Source organism: Bacillus rhizoplanae (genome assembly GCF_917563915.1).
GTDB lineage: Bacteria > Bacillota > Bacilli > Bacillales > Bacillaceae_G > Bacillus_A > Bacillus_A rhizoplanae.
Genome location: NZ_CAKJTI010000003.1, coordinates 1 through 26,057 on the forward strand (window position 1 = coordinate 1; position 26,057 = coordinate 26,057).

The window sequence follows — 26,057 nt, forward strand, 5'->3', positions numbered from 1 at the left end:
ATTATACATATATCTTGTGTCCTTTTTTAAAAAGTAATACAATATATGGAGAAATCATCGAGAACGAACATAATGTGAAAAGATGTAAGAGGAGGGTCGGAGATGTTAGTTGCATATGATTCTATGACAGGAAACGTGAAGCGTTTCATTCACAAATTAAATATGCCGGCCGTTCAAATTAATGAGAATCTCGTATTAGATGAAGAATTTATCCTTATTACGTATACAACAGGTTTTGGAAATGTGCCGGAACGTGTTTTGAAATTTTTAGAACGTAATCATGATCGCTTAAAAGGAGTATCTGCAAGCGGAAATCGCAATTGGGGAGATATGTTTGGGGCAAGTGCAGACAAGATTGCAACGAGATATGAGGTGCCGGTTGTATCGAAATTTGAGTTATCTGGAACAAATAAAGATATAGAATTTTTTAAAGAGAGGGTGCTGGAGATTGCGACACATTGAATTGAATAATGAGATCACGCAAATGCAGGACGGATTCTATCAGCTGCACAAAGATAAAGAGGCACTAGCAGTCTTTATGGAAGAGGCGAAAGAGAATACCGTTCACTTTGATAGCGTGGCAGAACGCATCAAGTATATGTTGGAGAACGATTACTACTATGATGTGTTAAGCGAATATAAGATGGACGAGATAGAAGCTATATACGATATCACATATGGCGAAAATTTCGAATTTCAATCTTATATGGCGGCATCTAAGTTCTATAAAGATTATGCGTTAAAAACAAATGATCAAAAACGATACTTAGAAAGCTATCCGGATCGCGTAGCAATCGTATCGTTATACTTAGGACGAGGGAATGTTGAGAAGGCGAAACAATTCGCAAGTATGATTGTAAAACAAAACTATCAACCAGCGACACCAACCTTTTTAAATGCGGGAAGAAGCAGAAGAGGAGAAATGGTGTCTTGTTTCTTGTTAGAGATGGATGATAGCTTAAACTCGATTGGATTTAACATTAATACGGCTATGCAGTTATCAAAAATCGGCGGTGGTGTAGCGCTCAACTTGAGCAAGCTGCGCGCACGCGGTGAACAAATTAAAGGTATCGAGAACGCGGCAAGCGGTGTTGTACCAGTTATGAAATTGCTTGAAGATTCGTTTTCGTATGCGAATCAGTTGGGTTAACTTATGGCTCAACTATAAAACCGGGTCAATTGCTGGAACCCCTGAGTATATCGAGGTAGGATACTACGGAGAAATTACGTAGCGCTCCCTAAAAATCCAAGATTGCAGGAAATCAGCAGCCGAGCTCCTAAGTCTGTTAGATAAGGAGAAGGTTCAACGACCAAGCAGCTATGTAGGTGACTATATAGCTCGAACCTGGCTTCTCAAACCAAATGTAAAGGGTGTATCTATTGAGAAGAAGATATGGTCTGAACTCTATAGCGATATAGAGAGGATAGCAGAAATGACTATCCCCCATACGTTTTAAGGGTGTGGAGTAACAATATGCAAAGAAAAGGTGCCGGAGCGGTGTATTTAAATATTTTCCATTGGGATATTATTGAGTTCCTTGATACAAAAAAAATAAATGCCGACGAGAAGAGCCGTATTCAATCTCTTTCAATCGGAGTTATCGTTCCAAGCAAGTTCTTTGAGCTTGCTGAGAAAAACGAACCATTCCATGTTTTCGCGCCTTATACAGTGTATAAAGAGTACGGAAAACATTTAGATGATATTGACATTGATGAAATGTACGACGAACTTATGAGCAATCCGAATGTGAAGAAGAAGCCGCTTGATATTAGCGCACGTGATATGCTTATTAAAATTGCAATGATTCAGCTTGAGTCTGGTTATCCATACTTAATGTTTAAATCAAATGCGAATCAGCAGCATCCGTTAAAGGATATTGGAACTGTGAAGATGTCTAACTTGTGTTAACTATGTAGCACCTTCTAGTAGAAATGCTAGTCGAAAACTCCGTTAAACGGGGAAAGCCTCAAAAATGAGGTAACCTACCGTGCTAAATCTTATTTTAGAGTAAGTTATTTTATTCAGAGGGTATCTTATCGTTTTGTATATGTACAATTAAAAAATAGACAGCATGAAACGATAAGAGACTTTCTGAAAGACTAAGATAAGTAAAAGCCTAACGACTATCCCATATGGGAGTAGGGCGCAAGCAATCGGCGCTCGAAAAGCGGAGCACCTAATCAGGTTATGCTGTAGGTGATGATATAGTCTGTCCTGTATGGTGACATACAGCAGTTGTGTAAGCAACGGGCTGAGAGTAGCGACCTCAGTTGAACATTAGAGACCGAAATCTTCCAGTTACAAGAAACATCCGAAATCAATGACTACGGTACAGATGACATTATCCGCCGTGATATTAACTGTAACTTAGGATCGTTAAACATCGTAAACGTGATGGAGAATAAAGAATTTCGTGAAGCGGTTCATGCAGGGATGGAAGCTTTAACAGCTGTTTCTGACATGACGGTAATTCCAAATGCACCGACTGTGAAAAAAGCAAATGATGAGCTTCATTCTGTGGGTCTCGGAGCAATGAACTTACATGGTTATTTAGCGAAAAATAAAATTGGTTATGAAAGTGCAGAAGCGAAAGAGTTTGCTCGTACATTCTTTATGATGCTAAATTACTACTCCATTGAGAAAAGTATGGAAATTGCGAAAGAGAAAGGCGAAACATTTAAAGACTTCGATAAGTCGGATTATGCAAAAGGAACATACTTTGAGAAGTATGAAACAACAGATTACAGTCCAGTAACTGAGAAAGTACAGCAGTTATTTGAAGGAATCCATATTCCGACAAAAGAAGACTGGACAAGTTTAAAAGAACAAGTGCAGAAGCATGGTTTATATAATTCATATCGTTTAGCCATTGCTCCGACACAATCGATCAGTTACGTTCAAAATGCGACTTCAAGTGTAATGCCGATCGTAAGTCAAATTGAATCAAGAACGTATGCGAATGCAACGACATATTACCCAATGCCGTATTTATCGAAAGATACGTTCTGGTATTATAAATCTTCTTACGATATGAATCAATTTAAGTTAATTGATTTAATCGCAGAAATTCAAGAGCATATTGACCAAGGGATTAGTACAATTCTTTATGTAAATAGCGATATTTCTACTCGTGAATTAGCACGTTACTATATTTATGCTCATAAAAAAGGATTAAAGAGCTTGTATTACACAAGAACACGTAAGTTAAGCGTTGAAGAGTGTGTAGCCTGCACAGTATAATGTGTTCTTTGGAAGAAGAGCGTACAATTGAAATTTATCATAGATGATAAAACAGTATGAGCAGGGTCAGAAAAACCCTGCTCATGCTTAGTTATCAAATTTACGTTCTAACGTGCGGTTAGATTTTCATTATGAAATGGAAGTTTTACCGCACGTTAGAACGATGCAACAATATAAAAAAGGGGCGATTCAATGCGCGCGGTAAACTGGAACAAGAAAGAAGACGATTTTAGTTTAATGTTTTGGAAGCAAAACATCGCTCAGTTTTGGACAGAAGAGGAGATCGCGGTTTCTTCTGACAAAAACACATGGGTGCAGCTATCAAAAGAAGAACAACAGGCGTATAAGCGCGTGCTAGGTGGTTTAACGCTCCTTGATACGAAGCAAGGCGGCGAGGGAATGCCTCTTATTCTTGTGCACCTTGAGAACTTACAAGCGAAAAGTGTATTAGCTTTCATGGGAGCAATGGAAGAAGTACATGCGAAAAGTTACAGTCACATTTTTACGACATTAGCAAGTGAAGAAGAAATTGATGAAATCTTTGAATGGGTAGATAAGCATCCATTACTTGAGAAAAAAGCAGGTATTATTACAAGATACTACCACCGCTTATTAAAGCCAACTGTAACGAAAAAAGAGCTATACATGGCCATGGTAGCAAGCGTGTTCTTAGAAAGTTACTTGTTCTATAGTGGATTCTTTTATCCGCTTTACTTAGCTGGACAAGGAAAATTAACAGCGAGTGGTGAAATTATCAACTTGATAATCAGGGACGAGTCCATTCACGGTGTATTTGTCGGTATTTTAGCACAGCAAGTTTTTGCAGAGCTTTCTGCTGAAGAACAACAAGAAGTGCAAAAAGAAACGATGGATTTATTAGTGGAACTGTATGAAATTGAAACAGCATACACAGAAGTAATTTATACATCTATTGGTCTTGTGGAAGATGTGAATCGTTTTGTTCGTTACAATGCGAATAAAGGGCTAATGAACTTAGGATTAGAACCGCATTTTGAAGAAGAAGAAATTAACCCAATTGTGTTAAATGGTTTACGTACTGATACGAAAAATCATGATTTCTTCTCTGTAAAAGGGAACGGTTATGTAAAAGCAACAAATGTTGAAAAATTATCAGATGATGATTTCGTATTTGATTTTTAATAGATAGGGTTGAAAAAAGCTGTCTTTTATATAAAGGCAGCTTTTTTGGTATTGATAGTTACATAATGTTATTATTTCTCGATAAATTTGTTATTTTTCGACTGATTAAAGTTTCACTTCACGTGTATATAGTGGTATGAGAGACTGAATAAGTTATGTCAAAATGAATAAAAACCAACAAAAAATTTAAAGAAAATAATCTCACCTGTTGTATCTTTGAAGCGTGATAATTGGCTTATCCTCTCAATTTTTTGAATAAGAAAATTTTGGCTCAAAAATTGCATGAATATTTAAAAAATAAAAGGAGGGGTTTTGGAATGCGATATATAATATACACGGTTTATTGAAAGCGTTTTCTGTTTAATTATCAAACTTTACATGGAAATTAGATAGAGAAAGTAGGAGGAATGATAGGTGGGAAAAGTAGTTGGTTTAAAACGTTCATTAGGACTTTGGTCAATTGTCATGCTAGGTGTCGGGTATATGACGCCGATGGTGGGGTTTGATACATTTGGAATCGTTTCTGAAAAAACGAGCGGGCATGTTCCAGGAGCTTATCTTATTGCATTAGCAGGAATGTTATTTACAGCTGCAAGCTACGGCAAAATGGTAAAGGTTTTTCCTACTGCGGGATCTGCTTATACTTATACACAGAAGACAATTAGTACAAGGCTTGGATTTCTTGTTGGATGGTCAGCGTTATTAGATTATTTGTTTTTACCAATGGTAAACGCGCTATTAACGAGGATTTATATGTCCGCACTTTTTCCAAGTGTTCCTTCTTGGTTATGGGTCGTTGGATTTGTCCTACTGATTACACTGGTAAATATCATTAGTATAAATGTTACTGCCAATTTCAATACATTCTTAGTAGTGTTTCAAATATTAGTAATGGTTGTGTTTGTAGTTCTTGTTATAAAAGGATTGATAGCAGGAGAAGGAACTGGAGAAGTTTTTTCCATTCAGCCGTTTTTTCAATCAGATATACACATATCGCCGTTAGTTGCAGGGGCCACAATTCTTTGTTTTTCATTTTTAGGTTTCGATGCGGTAACTACATTTTCGGAAGAAACACCAAACGCGGAGAAGACAATTCCTCGGGCTATTTTTCTTACCGCTTTAATTGGCGGAATTTTATTTATTGTTACTACGTACTTCACACAATCTTTTTTCCCAGAAGCATCCGTATTTAAAGATCAAGAATCAGCGGCACCAGAAATTGCACTATACGTTGGAGGGAAATTATTTCAAACATTCTTTTTAGTAGGGACATTTATGGGAACATTGGCATCAGGTTTAGCTTCTCATACAAGTGTGTCGCGATTATTATACGTAATGGGGCGAGATAATGTAATCCCGCAGAAGATATTCGGATACATTCATCCTCGCTTGCAAACTCCAGTATATAACATTATTATTGTGGGAATTATTTCACTTTCCGCTATATTTATCGATTTAGAAACAGCAGCATCTCTTATTAACTTCGGAGCGCTTATTGCATTTACATTTGTTAATTTATCTGTAATTGCTTACTATGTTATAAAGCAAAAAAGGTATAAAACAGTAAAAGACTTTTTAAATTTCTTAGTTCTGCCTATTTTAGGAGCAGGTACAGTAGCTGTGTTATGGTTTAATCTCAATATTCATTCGCTTATTCTTGGACTTAGCTGGGCTGCAGTTGGAATCGGTTACCTTTTATATATTACGAACATGTTTCGGGCAGCTCCGCCGCAAATGCATTTTGAAGAAGTACAGGAAATATAGAATAACAAAAAACATCGGAATTTTTCCGATGTTTTTTGTTTTGGGGATTTTAAAATCATGCAATATTGCATAAGTCATTCAACGATTCATAAGGAACGAGAGAAAATTTGTAAATCAGTGCCAGAGAGAAGGGTGAATAGCGGGATAAACATTATATTTTTACTTGGCATGCTTATTGCTTTATAAAACTAGTAAAAATATATAAATGAGGTGTTATCGTGGCAATTCAATCAGAAAAAAATACAACTCAATCTATGCAGGGAAAAGTTGAGATTGAAAATCCTTTAGAGGAATTTCAGTCTATATTAAAAGAGGCGCTCCAAATTTTACGTTATCCAGAAGAAGTATTCGAATTTCTTAAAAAGCCGATGCGCTTTTTAGAAGTAAGCATTCCTGTTCGAATGGATGATGGAAGAACAAAAGTATTTCAAGGGTATCGTGCTCAGCATAACGATGCAGCAGGGCCAACAAAAGGGGGTATTCGGTTTCATCCAGATGTTACAGCTGAGGAAGTAAAAGCGCTTGCTGGTTGGATGAGCTTGAAATGTGGAGTGACGGGTCTTCCATATGGAGGGGCAAAGGGCGGGATTATTTGTAATCCGCAGGAGATGAGTCTTAGAGAACTAGAGTTACTTAGTCGCGGTTATGTAAGAGCAGTGAGCCAAATTGTTGGGCCTACTAAAGATATTCCAGCTCCTGATATGTATACAAATGCTCAAATTATGGCTTGGATGCTAGATGAATATGATCATATTAGAGAATTTGATTCCCCGGGCTTTATAACTGGAAAACCATTGATGCTAGGAGGATCACAAGGGCGGGAAACAGCTACTTCTAAAGGGGTATTGTATACACTTCAGTTAGTGAGTGAGCTGAAACATATTTCACTGCAAAATATGCGAGTAATCATTCAAGGGTTTGGAAACGTTGGAAGTCATTTAGCGAAATATTTATATGATATTGGTGTGAAAGTGGTAGGAGTATCTGATGCTTTAGGTGGCATTTACAATCCAGATGGTTTGGATGTTCCTTATTTACTAGAAAATCGAGATTCGTTTGGAGTAGTATCAAACCTCTTTAGTAAAACAATCTCTAACCAAGAGTTGTTAGAAAAAGAATGTGATGTACTCATTCCAGCAGCAATTGGAGGAGTGATTACGAAACATAATGCAGAAAGGCTTGGATGTAAGATTGTAATTGAAGCCGCAAATGGTCCGACAACAAAAGAGGCAATCACAATGTTAGAAGAGAGAGACATTTTGGTTGTTCCAGATATTCTAGCAAACTCTGGAGGTGTTATTGTTTCTTATTTTGAATGGTGTCAAAATAACCAAGGGTATTATTGGACAGAGCAATATGTCGACCAATGCTTAAAGGAGAAAATCACATCTAGCTTTTCTGATGTATTCAATACTTCAAAACACTTTGGAGTAAATATGAAAATTGCTGCTTATATAGAGGGAGTTCGTAAGATTGTAGAGGCATCGCGCCTAAGGGGTTGGTTGAATTTTTAACCTTTTAACAAAGGGAGGAATAAAATGAAGCTTGATATTTTATTAGAAGAAATTGAAAGACAAGCAATCGGTTATTATTGTATCGTGTCGAATTGTCATCGATATGATATAGCCGTTACGTATTCACAGCAATTTTTGGGAAAAGCAATGGTTACTTCTATTCAGAATGGAAGAATGATTCTATTAAGTCAAGAAGATATTGAACAGGAACAATATTGGGCACCTAAGTTAGGGATTGAAGTAGAAGATGTAGAAGATTTTCGAAGTTTTTTCCATATGATTCTTCAGTCACAAATGTTGGCAGAACAATATTAATAGAATAAAAGAAGGGAATGATTCATTTTGTATTATGAGATCGTTACGAGCCCATGCTATGGAACGGTTGAAAAAGTGTCTATTGATAAGGACTCCCGAATTTACGAATGGGAACCACTGTTTGCTATTAAAGATATGAATGGTCAGCTGGAAGTAATTAAAATGGGATGTAGTGGAGAAGTACAATCTTTAGAAGTAGAAGCAGGAGATAAGGTAATTCCAGGGATGGTATTAGCTTATATTCAAGAAGATATTTTAATGAGTGGTAGTGATTAATTAGAGAACAAAAAGGAAGATGGAAGCATTCATCTTCCTTTTTTTTAATAAATAAAGGAAAAAAGTTTATTGTCAGATTAATTAAAAAAATCTATTTTTAGTGATACAATACAAGTTAAGTAGTTCAAAGGAGGGGTAGCGGAATGTTTTCCATTGCTCATAAAAAAATTAGACAGATTGTATCTCTACCTATTGATCAACCTGAAAAGGAATGGAATATAGATGTTAAAAATATAACAGAACCTTTTCTGTTTTTAAAAAGGGAGGATCAATTATTTGCATACGTCCATGTGAAGGATCTGCTATCAAGAAATGAGGGATTAACTGCCCAAGTATTACTTTCAAATGCTGTTTCACTAGATACAATCTGTCACCTTAGCAAAAATATTTCCTTAACAGCTCTCTTTCAAATTATTGGGGCGCCTATTGCGATTGTGAAAAATGAAATAGGAGAGTTAAAAGGATACATAAGAAGAGAGGATGTTTTTGCAGAATTATTTAAGCAAGAAAATAAAAGTGTAGATATACTAAAAATCATTTTAATGTCTATTCCAATGGGGATTTTTGTGGTAGACCGGGAAAAGAAAATTGTAAATTGTAATGAATCTGGTTTAAAGATGATTAAATCTACTTCTGAAAAAGTATTGAATGTACCAGCAGAACAGATTTTTAATGGAGAACATATTAACAATGTATATGCAACGGGAAAAACGATTTTAAATCAGTTACAAATAACAAATGAGATGGGAGTATTAGTTGATTATAGTCCGATTCCTAGCTTCGATCAAAGCATTGAAGGAATGGTTATTATTGTACAAGATTTACCAATGGTTGAGGAAATGGCCATGGAAATTGAATATATAAAGGATTTAAATAAAGATTTACATGCAATCTTATCTAGTATTTATGATGAAATATTAGTAGTCAATCATAAAGGGGAATTAATTCGTTATAGTGAAACCATTATCAATGATTTTTGGGGAGGAGATTTAAAGGATCTTTTAGGAAAAAATCTTTTAGATTTAGAGCAAAAAGGTTTATTTAGTCCATCTGTTACTCGTTTGGTACTAGAACAAAAGAAAAAGGTATCGATTGTACAAGAAACAAAAAGTGGTAGAAAAATATTAGCGGTTGGAAACCCTGTGTTTAATGAAACCGGAGAACTGCATCGTATTATTATTGCATCAAGGGATATTACAGAGGCAACGAGATTAAAAACGGAATTGCATGAGATGAAAAAGATATCTGAACAATATAAGAAGGAATTGGACAACTATAAGAATAAAGATCGTTTTCTTAAGAAACTTATTTATTGTAGTCCGAAAATGGAACAAATTATTAATCAAGCTAAAAAAATAGCTGAATTTTCTTCTAATGTTCTTATTTCTGGAGAATCGGGTGTTGGAAAAGAAGTAATTGCCCAAGCAATTCATCAACTGGGAAATCGATCTTCAAAGCCGTTTTTAAAATTAAATTGCGGTGCAATTCCAGAATCATTATTGGAAAGTGAACTGTTCGGATATACGAAAGGTGCTTTTACCGGCGCTGATAAAAATGGAAAAGAAGGGTATTTTAAGCGAGCGGATCAAGGGATTTTATTTTTGGATGAGATTGGAGAAATGCCTTTACATTTGCAAGTGAAATTACTTAGGGTGTTACAGGAGCAAGAAGTAATTCCAATCGGAAGCACGGTACCTACGAAAATAAACGTTCAAATTATTGCGGCCACAAATAAAAGTCTCGAAAAAATGGTGGAAGCTGGTACGTTCCGTGAAGATTTATTTTATCGCTTAAATGTAATTCCACTGCATGTTCCCCCGTTAAGGGAACGAATGGAAGATGTTCCAGTACTCGCATTTCATTTCTTACAACAATTAAATGAAAAATATAATAAAAACTACCATTTAACTCCAGATGCACTGAATTTACTAGAATTTTATTCATGGCCTGGAAATGTGAGAGAATTACAAAATATGATTGAACGTTTAGTAGTATCAGCAGATGAGCCAGTTATTGAAGCTGAATTTGTTAGCAAATTTTTAACCCTTGGTTATGACTTTAAAAAATCAAAGCCAGTTATTACAAGGGTCTTACCATTACAAGAAGCATTACATTCTGTAGAAGAGCAATTAATCTTACTTGCGATGAAGCAGTATAAAACAACGACGAAGGCCGCAAAAGCTCTTGGAATTAGTCAATCTTCGGTTAGTCGTAAATATCAAAAAATCATGAATGAAAAGGAAATAGCAGTTGATACAATTTCATATTTCTAAAAGAGAAAGGGGAAGTTTACATGAACTACTCCTTTTTCTTTGTTATTTTTGCTGTAATTATGCAAAATGTAATAATCTATGCAAAAACGCATAAGTTGGTATGTTTTATTTGAAGAAATAGTCAGTTTTTGTATGATTACTTGGTATTTTAAATGTTGGCACAATTATTGCTTATATAATATATGAACGATCGACAAAGGGGGACTATATACAATGCTAGATTTAAAAATGTATCTAAATGGTGAATGGAGAGAGTCTAGTAATCAAGAGAAACGACCTATTATTAACCCTGCGAATGGCAAGGTTATCGCATATGCGCCTGAAGGAACGATCGAGGATGCAAAAGAAGCAATAGAAGTGGCAAGAGCGACTTTTGATAGCGGAATTTGGTCAGAAACATCCGCTGCTGAAAGAGCATCTTATTTATTTAAAATAGCAGATGAAATTGATAAAAATAAGGAAGAACTTACACGTCTTGAAACAATGGATAATGGAAAAACACATCGCGAGGCAGAAGGTGATATTGGGGATGCGGCAGCTTGCTTCCGTTATTATGCTGGGCTTATTACAAAACCAGATGGACAAACATATCATGTAGCTGATCCAATGCAAGCTATGGTAGTCAGAGAACCAGTTGGTGTTTGTGGATTAATTGTTCCTTGGAATTATCCGTTATTAATGAGTGTATGGAAAATTGCACCTGCTTTAGCGGCTGGAAATACGATTGTATTTAAACCGTCTGAGGTTACACCAATCACTGCAACAAAGTTATTTGAAATCCTTGAGAAAGTAGGGTTGCCAAAAGGTGTTGCAAATATGGTAATGGGGGCTGGGCCAACAGTAGGAAATGAGATTGCAGCAAGTAATAAAGTTGATATGATTTCCTTTACAGGTGGAACAAAAACAGGAAAACACATTATGAGAACAGCAGCAGATAACATGAAAAAGATTTCGTTAGAATTAGGCGGAAAATCACCTAATATTATTTTTGCAGATGCCGAATTTGAAACAGCGGTCGATTATGCGTTGTTTGGTATTTATGCAGGTACTGGTCAAGTGTGTTCAGCGGGATCAAGAATCCTTGTAGAGGAAAGCGTTTACGATAAATTTATTACTCGTTTCGTAGAACGAGCAAAGCAAATTAATGTTGGACCTGGTGATAACCCAGAATCAGAGATGGGACCACTTGTTAGTCAAGAGCATATGGAAAAAGTATTACGCTATATTGAGATTGGGAAAGACGAAGGAGCAGAAATTGCTTGCGGAGGAAAGCGTATTACAACGGATGGAAAAGGTGATGGTTTCTTTATTGAACCAACAGTCTTTGTCAATGTAAAACCTGATATGCGTGTTGTGCAGGAAGAAATTTTTGGTCCTGTTGTAGTTATCCAAAAGTTTAAGGATGAACAGGAAGCAATTGAGCTAGCAAACGGTACAGATTACGGTTTAGCTGGAGGTGTATTTACAGTTGATGGCGCAAAAGCGATGCGCGTAATCCGCAAGCTTCGCGCAGGGATTACGTGGATTAATAGTTATCATCCAACATACAACGAGGCGCCTTGGGGCGGATATAAGCAAAGTGGTATCGGTCGTAGTTTAGGAACGTTTGGTTTAGAAGAATTCCAAGAAATTAAGCAGATTAATATAAATCTAGAAGTAGAACCAATTGGTTGGTTTGCAAATAAAAAGACTATAGGAGTGAAATAGATGGTGACGAATGTAAAAAGTAAATTCAATGAGAAGGATGTAAACAATTTAAATGTAAATGAGTATATTACGAAAGTACTGCAATTAATTGAAAAAGAAAAGGTCTCTGAAGAAGAGGCTAACTGGATCCAAAAAGAAACAGTAGATGGATTTAGAGAGCATGTCAATCCTGGTTTTCTTGCATATAGAAAAACAGTAACAAAAGATGGGCAATTTGCAGCAGTAGAATGGTCTGATGAAGGATCTTGTTTTATGGATATCAATGGTAAAAAATATATTGATTGTTTAGGTGGATTCGGGATTTATAATGTTGGACACCGTAATCCGAAAGTGGTAAAAGCTGTAACGGATCAATTAAAGCGTCAAGCATTGCATAGTCAGGATTTACTAGATCCACTTCGTGCGATTCTTGCAAAGATTTTAGCAGATATTACACCTGGTGATTTGAAATATGCTTTCTTTACAAATAGTGGGACAGAAAGTGTGGAGGCGGCATTAAAACTAGCAAAAATGTATAGTGAACGAACAACTTTCATTTCAACAACACGCGCCTTCCACGGTAAGAGCCTTGGATCTTTATCTGGAACAGCAAAAGGAATGTTCCGTAAACCATTTTTACCATTAATTCCAGGTTTCCGTCACGTTCCATTTGGCGATATCGAGATGATGAGAAAAACATTTGAAACATGTGCATTAGTAGGGGAAGATGTTGCAGCTGTTATTTTAGAACCAATTCAAGGGGAAGGCGGTATTATTTTACCTCCAGAAAATTATTTAAAACAAGTAAGAGAACTCTGTGATGAATTTGGATCACTACTTATTTTTGATGAAGTGCAAACTGGAATGGGACGTACAGGGAAAATGTTTGCTGCAGAATTATATGATGTAGTACCAGATATTATTTGTCTTGCGAAGGCATTTGGCGGGGGTGTAATGCCAGCAGGTGCAATTGTTGCCAAAGAAAAAGTATTTAAAAGTTGGTTTGAGAACCCATTCATGCATACAACAACGTTTGGTGGAAATCCACTTGCATGTGCTGCTGCAATTGCAACAATCCATGTATTATTGGAAGACAAATTACCAGAACGAGCTGCGGAAGTTGGGGAGTATTTCTTAAACGGGTTGAAAAGAGCTGCGGAAGGACACGAAGACAAAGTATTTGAAATTCGTGGTCAAGGCTTAATGATTGGTATCGAATTCCATAAAGATGAAATTGGTTATGAAGTATCGAAGGCAATGTTTGATCGAGGCATCCTTGTTGCAGGAACGTTAATTAATTCAAAAACAATTCGTATTGAACCGTCTCTTACAATTAGTTATGAAGAAGTAGATATGGTAATCAATACTTTCAAATCAGTGTTAGCACAAGTAAAAGTACAATAATCATTCCATACAATAATGTGTAAAAACAAACCAGTAAAACCACCATGCTTATGTTCGCTCTAATTGGTTTTACTGGTTTTTACTATAGGAGGAGAAGGGGTTGGAGGGAGCATTACACGGAATCAAAATTATTGATTTATCTCGGGTTCTTGCCGGTCCTTTTTGTACGATGATTCTCGGTGATTTGGGAGCGGAGGTAATAAAAATTGAGAATACTGGAAATGGTGATGATACAAGAGGATGGGGACCACCTTTCGTAGAAGGAGAAAGCGCTTACTTTCTTTGTGCCAATCGTAATAAAGAGTCACTTACATTAAATTTAAAATCACAAATGGGAAAGGATGTTTTGAAAAAACTTGTTTCTCAAGCTGATATCGTTGTACAAAATTTCAAGCCTGGAACACTTGAGAGAATGGGACTTGGTTATGAAGTGTTACAAGAGGTGAAGGAAGACATTATTCTAGCTTCTATTAGTGGTTTTGGTCAAAGGGGTCCTGCTTCACATCTTCCTGGTTATGATTATATGATTCAAGCGATGAGTGGGCTTATGAGTATAACAGGAGGAAAGGATGAAGAGCCTGCAAAAGTGGGAGTTGCGATTGCAGATGTGCTCACAGGCCTTTTTACGTGTATCGGGATTTTAGCCGCTTTGCAGCACCGAAATAGAACAGGAGAAGGGCAAGAAATTGATATTTCTTTATTTGACTCACAATTAGCAGCATTAGTAAATGTAGCAAGCAATTATTTGTGTACAGGAGAATTGCCAGAGAGACTTGGAAACCAGCATCCGAATATTGTTCCGTATCAAGTATTTAAGGCGGAGGATGGAGATCTTGTTGTTGCAGTCGGAAATGATGAACAGTTTCATAGATTTTGTGTATTGCTTGGTAGAGAAGATTTATCTCGTTTAGATCGATATAAGACAAATGCAAATCGTCTTTTGCATAAGGAAGAGCTTGTAGATATTATTGCAAAAGAAATGAAAAAGAAAAAGAAAGAGGACTGGAAACAACTTTTGGATGAAGCAGGGATTCCAAATGGACCAATTCTCAATGTGAAGGAAGCGTTAGAAACAGAGCAGGCAGTTTCGAGAGATATGACAATTCATATGGAACATCCAACCATTGAAAATCTTACACTTGTAGGTTCACCATTAAAACTTGCAAAGACACCAGTGCGGATGCAGAAACATCCGCCACTCCATGGGGAACATACAGAACAGATTTTGAAAAAACTGGGGTATTCGCAGGAAAGCATTATGGAAATGAAAAAAAACCAATGGATATAAGGAGGCTGTACAAATGAATTTTTCTTTAACAGAAGAACAACAAAGTGTCAGAAAAGTAGTGAGATCATTTGTAGATAATGAAATTATTCCATACATTAAAGAATGGGATGAAAAAGGACATTTTGAAGAAAAGATCTTGAAGCGTTTAGCTGAGTTACAGTTTATGGGCGTTTGTATTCCAGAGCAATATGGCGGTGTTGGTATGGATTATAATACGCTCGCTATTGTTTGTGAAGAATTAGAACGTGGTGACACAGCTTTCCGTACAGCTGTATCTGTACATACGGGATTAAATAGCATGACACTTCTCCAATGGGGAACAGAAGAACAAAAACAAAAGTACCTTGTTCCACAAGCGAAAGGTAAAAAAATTGGGGCGTTCGGTTTAACTGAACCAAATGCAGGATCAGATGTTGTTGCTATGCAAACAACAGCGGTAAAACAAGGTGATTACTACGTATTAAATGGATCCAAAACATGGATTTCTTTATGTGATGTTGCAGACCACTTCTTAATATTTGCAAAAACAAACCCAGAGTTAAAGCACCGCGGTATTTCTTGTTTTATCGTAGAACGAACATTTCCTGGGGTATCGACAAAAGCGATAAAAGGAAAGCTTGGTATTAGAGCGGGCAATACAGGAGAGGTATTTCTAGATGATGTGAAAGTGCCGGTGGAAAATCTTCTTGGAGAAGAGGGAGAAGGATTTAAAATTGCAATGGCATCATTAGACAATGGTCGTTTTACGGTAGCGGCAGGGGCGTGTGGGCTCATTCAAGCAAGTTTAGAAGCGAGTGTAAAGTATTGTGAAGAGCGTAAAACATTTGGCAAAGAAATTGGAAAACATCAGCTTGTACAGCAAATGATTGCGAAAATGTCTGCGAATCTTGAAATATCACGTTTATTGGTCTATAAAGCAGGATGGTTAAAAAATGAAGGGAAACGTAACACACAGGAAACATCTTTAGCAAAATGGATTGCTTGTGATGCTGCATTTGAAGCTGCAAATGATGCAGTGCAGGTGCACGGTGCCTATGGATATTCGAATGAATTCCCAGTAGAACGATATTTACGAAATGCAAAAGCTCCAGTTATTTACGAAGGAACACGTGAAATTCATACGATTATGCAAGCGGAATACGCACTTGGATATCGTTCTGATAAGGAGCTTCGTAACATGTTACCGAAGTGGCCTTTTGAAGAAAATGAGGCAGAAATGGTAACGAAATAAAGTTAAGAAAAAATTAACTCAATCGTATTAAACGGTTTACGTACAGATACGATAAACCATGATTTCTTTTCTGTAAAAGCAACGAATGTTGAGAAGTTATCGGATGAGGATTTTATTATTGAGTTTTAATATAGTAAGTTGAAGAACAAGGGTGTCTCCAAGAAGGAGATAGCCTTGTTCTTCATTTAGTAAGTAAAATTTATAGTTTACATAATATTTTTATCAAATTTCATTATTTGGGTTTCTTTTTTATCCCGCTATTTGTGGGCAGTTATCCTCCACCTGAAAGAAAAATTGAAGACTTTATTATGTTTGCGGAGTAAAACATTTGAATGATTGCTACATTTACAACAATCTTTGGAAGTGGGTTAGCATCTCATACAATTACAGAAGAGTTTCAAAAAAGAACAATTAAACAATTATTAATTCATCCAAGGAAGCGGCTTATAGTATTATTGTCAAAGCATATTACAATCCTTCTAGCTGTTTTACTTATTGCTTTAAGTGCATTGTTCCAAGAACGGGAATTTATTTTCTGCAGTTATCGGATGATATAAAAACAAATTGATAAATAAAGGAAGAAATTACAGCATATTGATACTATAATATAAATATATCATCTTGGAGGTGTTTTCTATTAATCTTGCATTTTCACGTATTCGGCTTCGCAGTTTTTTTGGATGGATGATTTTAGGTGCGGTGGCTGCATATCTTCCATTAGGCATAATAGGTGCTGAAAGTAGTTCATTTGATTTTGTTTCAGAAACATTGGTTTTCTTTATCTTTCCACTACTTTGGTTATTTTATAAGATGAAAAAACATAACGCAGTATTTACAAGTTTTTTTGATAAACCAGCATCAATTCCATGGGCGTTAATTTTGATTGCTACGGCTATGGGAATGATTTTTGCATTTGGTATGTCTTTTATTCAGTTTTACATATTAGCTCAGCTGATTCCTGACTTTCTAGTTGATTTATTAAATGATGGAAATGTTATTGATATGAGCACTACTTTTACAAAGATTTTTAGTGTGATTTCAGCTTGTATATTTGCACCAATTATGGAGGAAGTAATTTTTCGAGGCTTTTTCTTAAATCGAATGGCGTATAAATGGGGGCTGAAACGTGCTATTATCGTTTCTTCACTTATTTTTGGATTCGGACATATAGATGTGATTGGTGCGTTTTTATTTGGCGTAGTCATGTGCCTGTTATATATTAAGACGAAAAGCTTATGGACCAATATCATTGTGCATGCTTTAAACAATAGTGTTGTTAGCATCATTCAATTTAGTGATAGCAGCAGTGCACAAGAAACAGTGAAAATTGCTGATTTGCAAGCACAAAGTAATTTATGGATTGGTTTTGCTATTATTATCATTAGTTTATTATGGCTTGTTCCCTTTATTCGTAACAATTGGCGCACGGTAAAAGAATTTGGATTGCCGTCATTACGAATTATTCAAGAAGAAAAACAAGCTAACTGGATTGCACAGCAAGCCGCATATAGCCAAGTTGTATTAACAAAACGCTATATGGTTGTCGAATTGCCTGATGAAGCTGTTAATCATTTGTGTTTAGAAGAACGTGATTACGTAAAAGTGGAACTAGTTGATAATATGATTGTGATTAAAAAAGTAGATGAAAGAGAAAGGCTCTCCTAAAGGGAATACGGAGAGCTTTTCTCTTTAGTAAATAAGTATTTCTACGTGGAAATTGTTTCCGTTTTTTATATATTTAATATCTGTTACAGTACGTACTTGCTTTAAAATTTCTACTTTTTCACCGATTCTCGGAATAGTTGGAACATTGTCCCAGATACCAAGCAAATCATCCATTGTCTTTGTTTTTTCGTAAAACCAAATTTTCACCGTGATGCCCCTTTCTTATTTTTGTATTTTAATACATGATAATACATTTTTATTCTTTTTGTAAGGGGTTTTTACGTATTTTTTGAATGAATTTAACAAAAAAAATTTCATTCAGGAAAGCCATGTTTAACATACTTCCAAAAGAATTCCCCTTCCTCAAGGAATGAGAAGGGTGAAGCCCAATGAGTAGGGAGGGGATGAATTTGTAACACTTGTTACCGCAGAAGAAGTTTAAAATTGCTTAGATAAAGTGAAACTTCCATCAGTGGTCCCCCACTGATGGTTAGTTGAACCAATCGGGCTTTTACGGGCAGTGATCCCTCACCTATCTTCTTTGCTCCTCTCCTAATCTTGAGGTGGGGTCTTACTGCCCGTTACTGCGGGATAAAGATTGCAGTAAAAAATGTTTTTAATTTAATATTATAGTAAGAAAATAAAGAATAATTTTATAGAAAAAAATAAGAATATTTTGTATAATTACATTACAATAATTTTGAAAACAGAGGTGGCGGCGTATGGCACATATCCCAGTAAAAAAACTAGAAACATTATTAGCATTAGCTGATGATGATAAACAAAAACAAAAAGAATTTTATGAGACATTGTTAACAACATACGTTTATGTTGCAGGGACAGTTGATATTGAAGAAGGAGATTCACAAGGAACAGTGCATTTACGTTATTTCCAAGGTGATGGAAGATGGATTTTACCATTCTTTACACAGCTTGAATTTTTACAAGCCGTACTGCCTGAAGATGTACCTGTGATTACGATTCGTGGAAAAGAATTATTTGAGAACATTGATGCTGAAGCAACAGCAGTCTTAAATATTGGTACAGATCTTGATAAAACATTTACACCTCCAGAAATTGCTGATATTGCTTCAAGAAGAATTTTTAATTATTATCAATAAAGTACCGTTACCATTTTTCCTTTGCGTCATATAGTATTAGTAGCTTGACCAAGGGGGGATGGAGATAGATGGCTGACAATAATAACAATAATAACAACTGCTGCTGGAATAACTGGAACTATTGGAATAACCGTAATAACAACAATAACAACAACAATAATAACAACAATAACAACAATAATAATAACAACAATAACAACAAGAATAACAATAACAAATACGGCAACTGTTGCTGGTATAATTGGTATAACAACAATAACAACAATAAGAATTAATGAATAGAAAAAGGAGAAGCAAGTAGCTTCTCCTTCTTTTATTTCTATAAAAATTTACCTCGTATTAACGGGAAATATGAGATTCCCACTTCAAGATTCAGAGAAAACGAAGAAGATAGGTGTGGGATGAAGAAGCCCACACTGATGGAAGTTTCACTTGATACCAGAAGATATGGAAAGTATTTTTTGTTGTCCATTTATTGTAGCAGGAACGCCAAGAGGCACTCCTATGTTTGACTGTATATGCCCAATTGGTAAGCCGCTTAAAAGAGGGATCGTATAAGATGTAATGTGATCATGTAGAATATCAGAAATAGATAAAGATGGCTTTGGAGATGTACAGTTGTGACAACTTGCAAAGATCACACCGGCACACTGTTCAAATTTCTTTCCTAAGCGTAATTGATTTAACATACGATCAACACGATATGGTTCCTCCGCAATTTCTTCTAATAAAAGTAGTTTATTTTTTGTATCAATTTCGTAAGGTGTACCGAGTGTGCTTGTAATTACAGTTAAATTTCCCCCTACAAGAGGAGCGGTGATAGAACAAGAGAAAGAATGAATAAATTCTACTCCTTTCAAAATAATAGAGTACGGATGGAAGAGTTGGTTGAAAGAGGAGAAAGAGAGAGAATCAAGACCCTTTCCAACTTCCTCCATCATGGGACCATGGAAAGTAACGAGTTGTGAAAATTGTCCAAAAGCAATATGTAGGGCAGTAATATCGCTATACCCCCAAAAGATTTTTGGATTATCTCGAATTAGTGCATAATTAATATAAGGTAGAAGGCGACCAGTACCATATCCGCCTCTTGCGCAAAAAATAGCTTTTACATATGGATCTGCAAAGGCTTTGTGTAAATCATGAACACGAATAGCATCATCTCCGGCTAAATAGCCTCGTTTTTCTTGTACGCTCTGTCCAATTATAACGAACAATCCTAGTTCTTCTAATTTCTGTTTTGCTTGAAGAATATGCTCTATAGATGGTGGGCCTGCTGGAGCAATGATCATAATGGTATCTCCGTATTTTAATGGTTTGGGATACTGCATCAAATTCCCCCCTTTTCTTTCACTATATTCGCTTATAGGATATTCAATCCTTGTGAAAAGAAGGAAATCATTTGGTATGATAAGAAAGTATAAGAGAAAGGGGAGAAGAAAAGATGTTCCATAGTCGAATATGTGAGAAAATGCAAATTACATACCCTATTATTCAAGCTGGTATGGCAGGAACAATTGTAACCCCAGAGCTGGTAGCAGCTGTATCTAATAGTGGAGGATTGGGTACATTGGGTGCAGGATATATGAGCCCTGAACAAATCCGCTTAGCCGTACGTACTATTCGTCAGTTAACAGATAAGCCGTTTGCGGTGAACTTATTTATTACAAAAGAAATGAAATTTGACGAAAAACAAGTAGAAGAGGCACAAAATCTGTTAAAGCCCATTCGAGAAAAATTGCAATTGGGAATAGCAAAGCAAACGTTACAGCTGCCGAAAAGTTACAAAGAGCAGCTACAAGTTCTTATTGAGGAGAATGTTCCTGTTTTTAGTTTTACTTTTGATACACCAGAACAGGAGGAGATAGAATTATTAAAAAGAAATGGCATAAAAGTAATTGGTACAGCAACGAATGTAGCAGAAGGGAAGATATTAGCTCATTTAGGAGTAGATATTATTGTTGGGCAAGGAAGTGAAGCAGGGGGACATCGTGGAACATTTCTAGGAAAAGAACAAGATTCTATGATTGGAACAACTGCGCTTATTCCACAGCTTGTTGATGCTGTTCCGCATATTCCAATTGTTGCGGCAGGTGGGATCATGGATGGACGGGGAGTAGTGGCAGCCTATGCACTTGGTGCAGAAGGGGTACAAATGGGTACAGCATTTTTAACCTGTTATGAAAGTGTAGCTCATGAGGCACATAAAGAAGCAATTATAATGAGTACAGACCAAAGTACGACAATGACTCGTGCATTTTCGGGTAAATATGCGAGAGGGATTCGAAATACTTTTATTGAACAATTGGAAAGTAAAGAAGGAAAATTTCCTGTATATCCAATTCAAAATCTATTAACAACAGAAATTCGCCAAGCAGCAGCGATACAAAATAATCACCAATATATGTCACTGTGGGCAGGACAAGCTTCTGCTTTAGCCAGAACAGAAGAGGCGCAGCAAATTATAATGAGAGTGATTAAAGAAGCGAAAGAGACATTAGAAAGATTACAAAGTACAATCTATATATAAAAAGAACGCTTGAAAATTCAAGCGTTCTTTTTTAGTTACTCTCATAAAATTGCTGAATTGCCTCATCGACATATACCCAGCCTTTCCAACCTAAATGCATCGTATCTTTTAAGAAATACTTATCATATTCATGGTCTGAAAAATCTGCAACTGGGAATCCAGCTTTTTTAATTTGGTCATTTATTTTTTTATAGTACACATCACGTCGTTCTTTCGGGAATCCAGCATAATCATACCATGGACCATTAACTGGAACAGAAATAAATAATGGTTTTGCGTGCTGTTGTTTTAAAATGTCTAAAACTAATTGGAAATCGTCATATTCTGGCGATTCATCGAATGATTCATTTGCTCGATATCCTTTTAGACGTTTTAATTTATCCTTAATCTTTTGGTTATAGTAGCGATCTTCAATGCCGAATGGATTCGTTTGAGATTCTACTTCGCCAGTTTTTTCTGCATGGTTACGAATATCGTTCCATGCAAGGGATTTTAATTCAGCATCTGTATTTGTTTTTCGCGGTTTAATATCAAACATTGATGTAACTAAATCTTTACGATCTAAAATGTTACGATATACATACGCAAATGGTTTTGCCGCCGCTGCTTTCACTTTATGTTTTGTATCGTCATATACGATTCCTTCTAAAGAAGTTTTTAGGAGTGTATCTTTACGAACAATTTCAAAACTTAATAAGCGGTTTGCGATTTCTTTTTTCGTCTCAGGCTTTAATTCATTGTTAAAGATGAGATGGTACGCTTGCTGAGATGAAAAGTTTGGCGCAAAATGAACTTCGTCTAACCCTTGTTTTACAAACCATTGCGGTGAAAGGACGAAGACAATTTTGCGATCTTTTAACTGATCCATTGACGATGCTAGATTTAACACATGAGTAAGACTTTGTGTTCCACCGCGACCGATAAGAAACGGAGTAAATTCTTCATTTTTCACTTTAAAGTAGTTAGATGGATGATATGCATCTAACCGAGAAAATTCCGATGAACCGTACATCGGAAGGTATTTTGGATCTTCTAGCGCTTTTTGTTGCAGTGCAATGCCCTGGAACATTTCTTTGTTTAAAGATGTTGAGGCATCGTTGACCTTTTGCTCCCCGATAAGTGGTAAAAGAAAGCGTGATGGAATAAGTAACACCACGCAAAAAAGGGCAAATGCTAGAAGCATCGGGCCAAACGTTGGTTTTTTCATCGCATATCTTCCAGTTTCTTAACAATCATGTTTGGCGTTGCCCATTCGTCACGATCAAAGTCAGAAATAGGCACTTCAATACCTAAACGTTCTTGAAATTCTACTAATAAAGATACTGTACCGAAAGAATCAAGAATACCTTCTTCAAATAATTGTACATCTGTATTTTCTTTTACAATATCATTTTCACATACTTCTTCTAAAATATCTAATACTTGATCTTTAAATTCAGCCATTGTGTATTCTCCTTTATATCCATAATGTATTATGTGTAACTTCCTAAGAAGTTTTTAACTAAAAGTGTCTGCCTAGGTTGCCTGAGAAGAGTAGGAGACCGAGACAAACGAAGTGGAATGTAATGATAATTCCAAGGGCATGTGTGAATTTATTATTTGGCCAAAACTTATGCTTTTTATTTTTACGCTCAAATATATCAAACGCAATAAACAAAATTGCATGATATAAGCCATACGTAATATAATACCACGTTAGTCCATGCCAAATTCCCATAATTCCAAAGTTTAAAAATGCACCGATATAAGAAATTGTATAACGGTTTTTAATTAGTTTTTTCTTTGTCGCAAAAAAGACAAAGCGCATATAAATAAAGTCGCGGAACCAAAATGATAAGCTCATGTGCCAGCGGTTCCAGAAGTCCTTAATATTACGACTTAAAAAAGGCTTGTTAAAGTTTTCAGGCGTTTTAATACCCATCATATAACTTACACCAATTACGAATGCGCTATATCCTGCAAAGTCAAAGAATAGATATAAACTATACGAGTACATATCAGTCATAAATGAAATAAATGTAGCTTGTTTAGAAATTGCTGCATCCCAAATATGGTTTTTAATTAAGTACGCAATAATAAATTTGTAAAGAAAACCCTGGAAAATACGATTGATTCCTGTATAAAGCATTACCTTATACTCATCAGCTGATGGCGGGTTCTCTACGTCTTTTTGGAAGCGACGATATCGATCAATTGGACCCGTTGAAATCGCTGGGAAGAACAGAAGAAATTCCCAAAACTTAAATAGTGATATTTCTTTAATAAGTCCATCACGAATTTCAAATATCATTTGTACTGCTCTAAATGTTACGTATGATATACCAAGAAATACGACTAATTTCATAGCTGGTATATCAAAAAATACCATTGATTTTAAAGCTGGTACAACAGGTGCAATTTTTACTAAGATAAGCGGTAAGATCGATAAAATAACAGCAGTGCAAAAGATACTTGTTTTGTTATCACGCTGTCGCAATGTTAAATATCCTTTAATTAAAACAAATTGCCAAATTGCAAATATTGCCAATGCAACAGCTTGTGTTGGTTTATCAGAAAAGATAATTGCCAACATAATAAGTGTTACAACTGCATTATATTTGCGCAGCATTTTCCCTTGTAACCCAGCAATGATGGTAGGGATAAGCAAAATGCCCACAATCACGAAAAAATAAAATGATGCATATGGGATCATGCTGTAACCTCACTCAATAATTTTTTACGATCTACTTTTCCATTTGGTGTCATTGGAATAGAAGATTGGTACATGAATTTTCGTGGAATCATGTAATTTGGTAATAGCTCATTGAGTTCTTTTTTTATCGCAGATGTTAATTTAAATTCTTTTTCAAAAGAATGTTCACCTGGAACAACAACCGCTAATAAGTAGTCGTATTTTTCACCTTTTTTAATTGGAAGTACCACAGCAGCTTCCACATACGAACATGAACGCAGGTGATGCTCAATTTCTTCTAATTCCATACGATAACCGTGTAACTTAATTTGGAAATCAAGACGACCATTATAGAAAAGAAGTCCATTTTCTAAATAACCAGCGTCACCGGTTTTATAAGCACGTTCGCCGTCAATAACAGTGAACGCTTTTTCTGTTAATTCAGGGCTTCCTAAGTATCCAGTACTTACACTTGGACCAACAATTATGATTTCACCCTTCTCACCATCAGGTGCAACAGTACCATCTTCTTTCATAATGATGATGCGGCAATCTGATTTACAGTAACCGACTGGAAGAGATTGATATTTGTCTACTACTTCATTTGTTACATGAATACCAGTTACAGCAACAGTCGCTTCTGTTGGTCCATACGTATTCATAATAGTAGCTTTTGGGAAGCGCTCTAACAGTTTTCTTGCAACATCATTAGACAGTACTTCACCGCAGAATAAGAATGTTTTCATGTTTGGAAGCATACCTTCTGAGAAAGATGGCTCCATTAAACACATTTCTGCAAAGGATGGTGTAGACGTCCAAACTTGTACATCTGATTGTTCTAAAGAAGTAAATAAATCTTTTGGACGTGCAATCATATCTTTATCAATTGCCCATAGTGTACCACCTGTTACTAATGACGGATAAATGTCCATAACAGATAAGTCAAATGAGAATGGCGCTTGGTTTAAAAAGACTTGTCCAGTTTGTAAGTTGAAATCTTCAACTGTCCATTTTGTGAAACTTACAAGACAATTATACGTAATTTGTACACCTTTTGGGTTTCCTGTACTCCCTGATGTGTAAATGATGTAGAAGTTGTCTTCACCCTGTACTGCATATTCAGGATTTGCAATGTTTCCTTTATGAGTAAGAAGAATATCTTCTAATTTCTTTCCATCAACAATCTGAACTGGTAAATCAGCCACTGTAACATCTGTTGGAGATAAAAGTAGCTTTGCACCAGAACTTTCTGCAATGCGCAGCACACGATCAGTTGGAATTGACACGTCTACTGGAATATACGCATGTCCAGCTTTGATACACCCTAAGAAACAGACTATCATTTCTGGCTGCATATGTCCGTATACCATAATTGGTGAACGATCATCTTCATATTGGGAAGAAATCCAATATGCTAATGCATCAGAGTCTTCTTTTAATTGTCTGTATGTAATTTTCGCATCTCGCCAAACGAAAGCGGTTTGGTCAGGCGTTTCAACCGCCCACTTTTCGATTTGTTCTAATAACTTCATAACGCTCCCACCCTAAAATTCATTGTAAATAAATGTACTTGTGTTTGTATCTTGGAACCCATACAACCATAGTAAAGCAAGTAAAATCGCAAAGTAGTAACAAGTTTTTGCAACCCATTGCGTGAGTGGTTGAGACCATATTTCTTTTAATATTTTCATGTCTTTCCCCCTCTATAAAATAGTATCCGTATGTAAGTATCATATCCTACATCACTTTGAAAAACACAGAAATCCCACATTTTAGGGAAGTGTAAGGCAAAAAGGCTCTTTTCTGATAGTAGCACTAAATGTTAAAAAAGAAAATCCCTAACTTAACAATTATATTACATTCTAGATAGAATTGTAATTCCATTGCAATTGAAAGAGGTAAGGTTATATTCCCTTT

The 26,057-nt window shown here is 36.0% G+C and carries 22 protein-coding genes and 4 pseudogenes; 19 read left to right on the forward strand and 7 right to left on the reverse strand.

What is annotated here, in order from left to right:
• The first annotated feature begins 102 nt into the window (after window positions 1–102).
• The 17 genes and pseudogenes from nrdI to LRP84_RS03935 all read left to right on the forward strand — a co-directional run bounded on the left by nrdI (window position 103) and on the right by LRP84_RS03935 (window position 17,818).
• On the forward strand, window positions 103–462 hold the full coding sequence (nrdI, locus tag LRP84_RS03860) for a class Ib ribonucleoside-diphosphate reductase assembly flavoprotein NrdI (protein ID WP_230573875.1): 360 nt from the start codon (window positions 103–105) through the stop codon (window positions 460–462).
• Window positions 449–1,147: pseudogene (locus tag LRP84_RS03865) on the forward strand (ribonucleotide reductase barrel domain-containing protein); the annotation flags it as partial. The gene nrdI and the pseudogene LRP84_RS03865, both read left to right, overlap by 14 nt.
• 312 nt (window positions 1,148–1,459) lie before the next feature.
• A pseudogene (locus LRP84_RS03870) lies at window positions 1,460–1,906 on the forward strand (ribonucleotide reductase barrel domain-containing protein); the annotation flags it as partial.
• Window positions 1,907–2,290: 384 nt separating this feature from the next.
• Complete coding sequence (locus LRP84_RS03875; RefSeq protein WP_335379703.1) at window positions 2,291–3,241, forward strand: ribonucleotide reductase barrel domain-containing protein; 951 nt, start codon at window positions 2,291–2,293, stop codon at window positions 3,239–3,241.
• Between the two features lie 192 nt (window positions 3,242–3,433).
• Window positions 3,434–4,402, forward strand: a complete 969-nt coding sequence (gene nrdF, locus LRP84_RS03880; protein WP_230573876.1) for a class 1b ribonucleoside-diphosphate reductase subunit beta — start codon at window positions 3,434–3,436, stop codon at window positions 4,400–4,402.
• Window positions 4,403–4,816: 414 nt separating this feature from the next.
• On the forward strand, window positions 4,817–6,166 hold the full coding sequence (locus tag LRP84_RS03885) for an APC family permease (RefSeq protein WP_230573877.1): 1,350 nt from the start codon (window positions 4,817–4,819) through the stop codon (window positions 6,164–6,166).
• Window positions 6,167–6,384: 218 nt separating this feature from the next.
• Window positions 6,385–7,680, forward strand: a complete 1,296-nt coding sequence (locus tag LRP84_RS03890) for a Glu/Leu/Phe/Val family dehydrogenase (protein ID WP_302850567.1) — start codon at window positions 6,385–6,387, stop codon at window positions 7,678–7,680.
• 24 nt (window positions 7,681–7,704) lie between these two features.
• Complete coding sequence (locus tag LRP84_RS03895) at window positions 7,705–7,995, forward strand: SAV0927 family protein (protein WP_230573878.1); 291 nt, start codon at window positions 7,705–7,707, stop codon at window positions 7,993–7,995.
• 27 nt (window positions 7,996–8,022) lie between these two features.
• A complete protein-coding gene (locus LRP84_RS03900; protein ID WP_230573879.1) occupies window positions 8,023–8,271 on the forward strand; it encodes a biotin/lipoyl attachment domain-containing protein in 249 nt (82 codons plus the stop codon).
• A 143-nt stretch (window positions 8,272–8,414) separates the two neighbouring features.
• On the forward strand, window positions 8,415–10,544 hold the full coding sequence (locus LRP84_RS03905; RefSeq protein ID WP_230573880.1) for a sigma 54-interacting transcriptional regulator: 2,130 nt from the start codon (window positions 8,415–8,417) through the stop codon (window positions 10,542–10,544).
• 213 nt (window positions 10,545–10,757) lie between these two features.
• Window positions 10,758–12,251, forward strand: a complete 1,494-nt coding sequence (locus tag LRP84_RS03910; protein ID WP_230573881.1) for an aldehyde dehydrogenase family protein — start codon at window positions 10,758–10,760, stop codon at window positions 12,249–12,251.
• Window positions 12,252–13,634: a putrescine aminotransferase gene (locus LRP84_RS03915; protein WP_230573882.1), complete on the forward strand. Its 1,383-nt coding sequence runs from the start codon at window positions 12,252–12,254 to the stop codon at window positions 13,632–13,634.
• Window positions 13,635–13,734: 100 nt separating this feature from the next.
• Window positions 13,735–14,922, forward strand: coding sequence for a CaiB/BaiF CoA transferase family protein (locus LRP84_RS03920; RefSeq protein WP_230573883.1), 1,188 nt, complete (start codon window positions 13,735–13,737; stop codon window positions 14,920–14,922).
• A gap of 13 nt (window positions 14,923–14,935) precedes the next feature.
• Window positions 14,936–16,153, forward strand: coding sequence for an acyl-CoA dehydrogenase family protein (locus tag LRP84_RS03925; RefSeq protein ID WP_230573884.1), 1,218 nt, complete (start codon window positions 14,936–14,938; stop codon window positions 16,151–16,153).
• 6 nt (window positions 16,154–16,159) lie between these two features.
• A pseudogene (locus LRP84_RS22650) lies at window positions 16,160–16,282 on the forward strand (class 1b ribonucleoside-diphosphate reductase subunit beta); the annotation flags it as partial.
• Between the two features lie 203 nt (window positions 16,283–16,485).
• Window positions 16,486–16,662, forward strand: a pseudogene (locus LRP84_RS03930) (ABC transporter permease); the annotation flags it as partial.
• A gap of 127 nt (window positions 16,663–16,789) precedes the next feature.
• On the forward strand, window positions 16,790–17,818 hold the full coding sequence (locus LRP84_RS03935; protein ID WP_230574159.1) for a CPBP family intramembrane glutamic endopeptidase: 1,029 nt from the start codon (window positions 16,790–16,792) through the stop codon (window positions 17,816–17,818).
• A 24-nt stretch (window positions 17,819–17,842) separates the two neighbouring features.
• Here LRP84_RS03935 and LRP84_RS03940 read toward each other — a convergent pair whose 3' ends face one another.
• Window positions 17,843–18,025 (reverse strand): DUF3913 family protein, encoded by a 183-nt coding sequence (locus LRP84_RS03940; protein WP_098309545.1) that lies wholly within the window; start codon window positions 18,023–18,025, stop codon window positions 17,843–17,845.
• 515 nt (window positions 18,026–18,540) lie between these two features.
• Between LRP84_RS03940 and LRP84_RS03945 the strand changes: the two genes are divergently transcribed.
• On the forward strand, window positions 18,541–18,939 hold the full coding sequence (locus LRP84_RS03945) for an SseB family protein (protein ID WP_230573885.1): 399 nt from the start codon (window positions 18,541–18,543) through the stop codon (window positions 18,937–18,939).
• 428 nt (window positions 18,940–19,367) lie between these two features.
• Here the strand turns inward: LRP84_RS03945 and LRP84_RS03950 are convergent, their stop codons facing one another.
• On the reverse strand, window positions 19,368–20,270 hold the full coding sequence (locus tag LRP84_RS03950; RefSeq protein WP_230573886.1) for a S66 peptidase family protein: 903 nt from the start codon (window positions 20,268–20,270) through the stop codon (window positions 19,368–19,370).
• Between the two features lie 113 nt (window positions 20,271–20,383).
• On the opposite strand from LRP84_RS03950, the gene LRP84_RS03955 reads away from it, so the two are divergent.
• Window positions 20,384–21,469, forward strand: a complete 1,086-nt coding sequence (locus LRP84_RS03955; protein ID WP_230573887.1) for an NAD(P)H-dependent flavin oxidoreductase — start codon at window positions 20,384–20,386, stop codon at window positions 21,467–21,469.
• Window positions 21,470–21,500: 31 nt separating this feature from the next.
• On the opposite strand, the gene dltD is transcribed toward LRP84_RS03955, so the two are convergent.
• Genes dltD through LRP84_RS03980 form a run of 5 tightly spaced genes read right to left on the reverse strand, consistent with a single transcriptional unit; the run spans window position 21,501 to window position 25,831 of the window.
• On the reverse strand, window positions 21,501–22,676 hold the full coding sequence (gene dltD / locus LRP84_RS03960) for a D-alanyl-lipoteichoic acid biosynthesis protein DltD (protein ID WP_230573888.1): 1,176 nt from the start codon (window positions 22,674–22,676) through the stop codon (window positions 21,501–21,503).
• A complete protein-coding gene (dltC, locus tag LRP84_RS03965; protein WP_098309540.1) occupies window positions 22,673–22,912 on the reverse strand; it encodes a D-alanine--poly(phosphoribitol) ligase subunit DltC in 240 nt (79 codons plus the stop codon). Before dltC ends, dltD begins: the two co-directional genes overlap by 4 nt.
• Window positions 22,913–22,970: 58 nt before the next feature.
• Window positions 22,971–24,161 carry a D-alanyl-lipoteichoic acid biosynthesis protein DltB gene (gene dltB / locus LRP84_RS03970; protein ID WP_230573889.1) on the reverse strand — a complete coding sequence of 397 codons (1,191 nt, stop codon included), beginning with the start codon at window positions 24,159–24,161 and terminating at the stop codon, window positions 22,971–22,973.
• On the reverse strand, window positions 24,158–25,672 hold the full coding sequence (gene dltA / locus LRP84_RS03975; RefSeq protein WP_230573890.1) for a D-alanine--poly(phosphoribitol) ligase subunit DltA: 1,515 nt from the start codon (window positions 25,670–25,672) through the stop codon (window positions 24,158–24,160). The genes dltB and dltA overlap by 4 nt, the downstream gene beginning before the upstream one ends.
• A gap of 12 nt (window positions 25,673–25,684) precedes the next feature.
• Window positions 25,685–25,831, reverse strand: a complete 147-nt coding sequence (locus LRP84_RS03980) for a teichoic acid D-Ala incorporation-associated protein DltX (RefSeq protein ID WP_230573891.1) — start codon at window positions 25,829–25,831, stop codon at window positions 25,685–25,687.
• Window positions 25,832–26,057: the final 226 nt, after the last annotated feature.